The sequence below is a fragment of the Acetivibrio ethanolgignens genome (assembly GCF_001461035.1).
Taxonomy (GTDB): Bacteria; Bacillota; Clostridia; order Lachnospirales; family Lachnospiraceae; genus Velocimicrobium; species Velocimicrobium ethanolgignens.
Window position 1 is genome coordinate 1 of record NZ_LNAM01000021.1, and the last position, 4,489, is coordinate 4,489.

3 protein-coding genes and 1 pseudogene are annotated in these 4,489 nt (G+C 31.4%); all 4 read left to right on the top strand.

Annotated features, from left to right (window positions below; genetic code table 11):
• Positions 1–233: 233 nt before the first annotated feature.
• Positions 234–380, top strand: a pseudogene (locus tag ASU35_RS20880) (DNA/RNA non-specific endonuclease); the annotation flags it as partial.
• Between the two features lie 196 nt (positions 381–576).
• On the top strand, positions 577–1,080 hold the full coding sequence (locus tag ASU35_RS02090; protein ID WP_058351449.1) for a hypothetical protein: 504 nt from the start codon (positions 577–579) through the stop codon (positions 1,078–1,080).
• Between the two features lie 88 nt (positions 1,081–1,168).
• Entirely contained in the window at positions 1,169–2,389 is a 1,221-nt protein-coding gene (locus ASU35_RS02095) for an MFS transporter (RefSeq protein WP_147525333.1), read from the top strand.
• On the top strand, positions 2,386–4,335 hold the full coding sequence (locus tag ASU35_RS02100) for a B12-binding domain-containing radical SAM protein (protein WP_058351451.1): 1,950 nt from the start codon (positions 2,386–2,388) through the stop codon (positions 4,333–4,335). Before ASU35_RS02095 ends, ASU35_RS02100 begins: the two co-directional genes overlap by 4 nt.
• Positions 4,336–4,489 lie beyond the last annotated feature (154 nt).

Here is a 4,489-nt window from a genome sequence, read left to right on the forward strand (position 1 = left end):
TATTTCATCAAAATCCTTGCAATTATTATAGCAGAAAACGAGGTAAAAGTCAGTAAAATCAAGTGTTTTAAGCCTAATCAGCAGACACTAAGTACAAATACATACTTAAGGGCAATAAGATTGTAGATGAATTTGATAATGTTGATCCGGACAAAGTAAACAGTGCTGCAGAGTCGCAAAACGTAAGCAAAAACACCTCCAGTGATGATAAAGCTTCTACGAATGAAAAAGAAGACCTTTCCAAAGTAGATACCAATGGAAATGGTAAAGTGACTATTGCTGAAGCCAAAGCAGCCGGTTATTCCATGCCTATTTACTCCGAACACTGGCTGTACAAATATATGGACGACCGAGATGGAGATGGTATGGTGGGAGAGTAAGGGCTACATCCATAGACTTCATTTTCAAATCTTCTAACATATTTAGCAATATCATTAAAAAATCCATTAAATTATTCGTGAAACTTTGTTAATTTTTGTTGGTTTTTGGTAATTTTTGTCTTGACAATTTCCTTACTATACTGTTAATATGATAATAGGTGCTAAGAAAATTAATTTATTATGGAGGTGGCAAAGCATGGATACAATTATAAGTAAAACAATGCTTGATAGTCCAATGACTATGTGCGAGCAGAGTATTTCCATCATGAAGAAGAATGATGATGGAATAAAGCAAATCGGCATTGAGAGCCCGATGACTATGTGTGAACAAAGTATTTCCATCATGAAGAAGAATGATGATGGAATAAAGCAAATCGGCATTGAGAGCCCGATGACTATGTGTGAACAAAGTATTTCCATCATGAAGAAGAATGATGATGGAATAAAGCAAATCGGCATTGAGAGCCCGATGACTATGTGTGAACAAAGTATTTCCATCATGAAGAAGAATGATGATGGAATAAAGCAAATCGGCATTGAGAGCCCGATGACTATGTGTGAACAGAGTATTTCCATTATGAAAAAGAATGATGATTCTATTAATACAAGTGAAACCTTGTGTAATTATGAAACAGAAAAAAGCAGAATAGATATTAGTAATCTTAGTAATTATTCTATGTTAAAAAGAATGATAGCATAACTATTAAAGGCAATCATAACTGGTATGAAATTAGGGGGGAGAAGCATATCTCCCCTATTATTATAAATTGAAAGGAATAAAAATACCGATGGTGCTTGACAAAAAAACAGTTTGTAGAAAAAATATTATACTACTTTTAGCAGGAAGAATGGTTTCTGAGCTGTTTACAAGTATGTTCAATTTTGGCATTAGCTTATATATTTTAAAAATCACAAATGCTGGATTACCATTTGCAGTTTCTCTTGTAATAGGAGCATTGCCTAAGATACTATTTAGCTATGTCGCGGGGAACTTAAGCGATAAGAAAAATAGAAAAAAGATGATTATTGTATGCGACACCCTTTCTGGAACTGTGCTACTATTGTTCTTTTTATTGTTTGATTTTGGAAATCCAATTTTAGGCGTATATATAATTAATTTTTTATTATCAACCATATCAGTGTTTTTCTCTATTTCAATAAATGGAATGGTTCCACAAATAGTATATGAAGAAGAACACCTAAGTAGAGTTAACGCAATGAGTCAAACTGTATCGTCATTAGCATCATTCTTAGGTCCAATACTTGGAGGTTTATGCTACGAAAATTTTCAAATTAAAAATTTTATTATTTTAAATGTATGTTCTTTTTTTATATCAGGTATTTCTGAATTATTTATTGTTTTAGACAGGCAAGTGGTGGTAACGAAAAAATCTGAAGTACAGCAAAATAAAAGTGAAATTAACCATTTTTTACATGAACGAAAGGATATTTATCAGTTAATAATTAGTTGTGCATTTGTTAATTTCTTTTTGGCTTTTGGTTTTACAGTGCCCATGCCGTATATTGTAAACAATGTTTTGAAGATGTCATCTTTTGAGTATGGAATTCTTCGTGGATCTATAGTTGTTGGTTCTTTGTTGGCTTCAGTTTGTTATTCTATCCATAAAGTGGATTCAGATATTGTAGAAAAGTATTATCGGAGCATTGCTGGTTTAGGAATAGTATACATCGGTTTTTCTTTTACGGGACTTGTTAATGCTAATTATGTTTTGATAGTCCTAATCCTCATTTTTGCTTTATCTTCGATATGTATTGTTTCGATAAATGTACCATTGAAGACTATGTTACAGAAAGAAATTCCCAATGAAATAAGGGGAAGAGTATTCGGTGTGTTAAATATATATCTTTCGTTGGCTGGTCCAATTGGGAATGTACTATCAGGAATACTCATTGATAGAATAAATGCTTTCTATATACCATTATTCGCAGGGATGATTCTTATAATTATCACATTAGTTCTAAAGGTTAATAGGAGAGTTGACTCATGAACGAAAAAATAGCATTTATATATTTACCATTTGTGGCACCTATGATGCCTCCACTAGGAATACCTGTATTGATATCATTCTTAGAAAAAAATGGTATAAAATCAAACGCATATGATTTAAATGTTGAGTTATACAGAAAATTTTTAGATGAGAATAATATAGAAAATGGTGTTTGTAGGATAAAACATGATTTGCTTGAAGAAAATTGCACGGAGGATAGAAGATATGCTTTATTAAGATTTCTTGTATTAGAAGATTATATCAAGTCGAATATTAAACAAGCAGCTAAAAAAATGTCACCAGATGGAAATATAGCTACTCATAAAGAATTATGGATGAATACAAATATCGTGAGTAAAGCAATTGAGATTTCCACCTATGGACTTTGGGGCTTAAACACAAAAAGCCCTATAAATTTGAGCTTTGAAGAAAACTTTAGAGACTATATTAAGATTTTTTCACATACATCATGGGAAAATTACATTAATTGGTTTCATAAAAGATTAGACGATATATGCAAAGAAAATGAATATATCTGTTTTTCTTTATGTTATGACAACCAAATTTTTTTCTTCTTGGAGGCTGCAAATTATATAAGAGCGAAGTTCAAAAAGAAAATCGTAATTGGAGGTCCCGTTGTATCTTCCATAATAAGAAAATCTTCATTCAATATACAATATGATTTTTTTGAACACTATTCAAAATATATAGATTATCTTGTGATAGGCGATGGGGAATACCCATTATTTGACCTGTTTAATAAACGTCATAATGTCAATGTTCTGTCGTATCCTTTTAAGGTGGAAAATCATGAAGATTGCTCCATGCAAAATAAGGTTCCTCCATTATTGACGCCAAAGTTTAGTAAACTTCCACTAAATTTATACTTTACTCCACAATTAGTATTGCCACTAATTTCAGCACGACATTGTTATTGGGGAAGATGCAAATTTTGTACGCATTCGGTTGGTTACAACGAGTATGTTAAATATGGGGTCGAAGATATAAAAAAATGTCTTATATCATTGGGAAATGATTTGGGTGCAAAAAATTTCTACTTTGTAGATGAATGTATGGCACCGTCTACAGCAAAGAGCTTAGCAAATTGGATTGAAAAGAATAATTTGAATATTTCTTGGATGACAGATATGCGTTTTGAAAAAACATTGGCTAACGAGAATTTTATTAAGAAACTAGCTAAGGGCGGGTTGAAGTATATAGCTTTTGGTATGGAATCAGCCAACGAACGTGTGTTAAAGAAAATGGAAAAGGGGACTACTAGAGAAGTAATGCAAAATGTAATTAATAATTGCCATAAAAATAACATTAATACTACTCTAATGTTCTTTTTTGGATTTCCTACTGAAACAAAGGCTGAGGCAGAAGACACCATTAATTTTATCATAAATAATAGTTCAAAAATAAATGGAATAGGAATGGGGTGTTTTACACTAGTTCCAGGTTCTTTTGTTTACAATAATCCAAAGGAATTTGGAATCTATGCTATTGATGAAAATGGATATTATAAAAATACAGAGGGAATGAGTTATGAAGAAATTCGACAATTCTTTACAATTTGGAACGAATATATAAAAAAGAATTATTATAGAGGACATCCCTTTTATCATAGAATATTTTACTTGCTAGATTTAGACGAAAAAGATAAATGGATGTACCCTATTGGGCTTACCAATTTTTCGAATATAAAATCCTTGACTAAAAAAGAAATAAAAAATGTTGATTATTATTTGAAAAAAACTGTGATAGCCAAAAAAATATGTTCAAATGATAATAAATCTGGTTTTGACCTGATTTACATGATGGATGTAGAAAACATAGTAGAGGTAATAATTTGCATCGATTTGAAATTATATGACAGTATTAATTCTCATAGCCTTAATGACGGGCAAATTAGAAAGCTATATAGTTTAGGGGTGATAGAATGAAAGAAAAATATGACTATCCAAAGTTAATAGATGTTATTGAAGAAAAGTACCAGATATATTTGTATCCTCAAAGTGGAGTAATAGAAATAGTTGACTTGTCAAACCGCAGATTATCTCGGGCGATTTCCGCAGATTATTTCAGACGGAAACACCT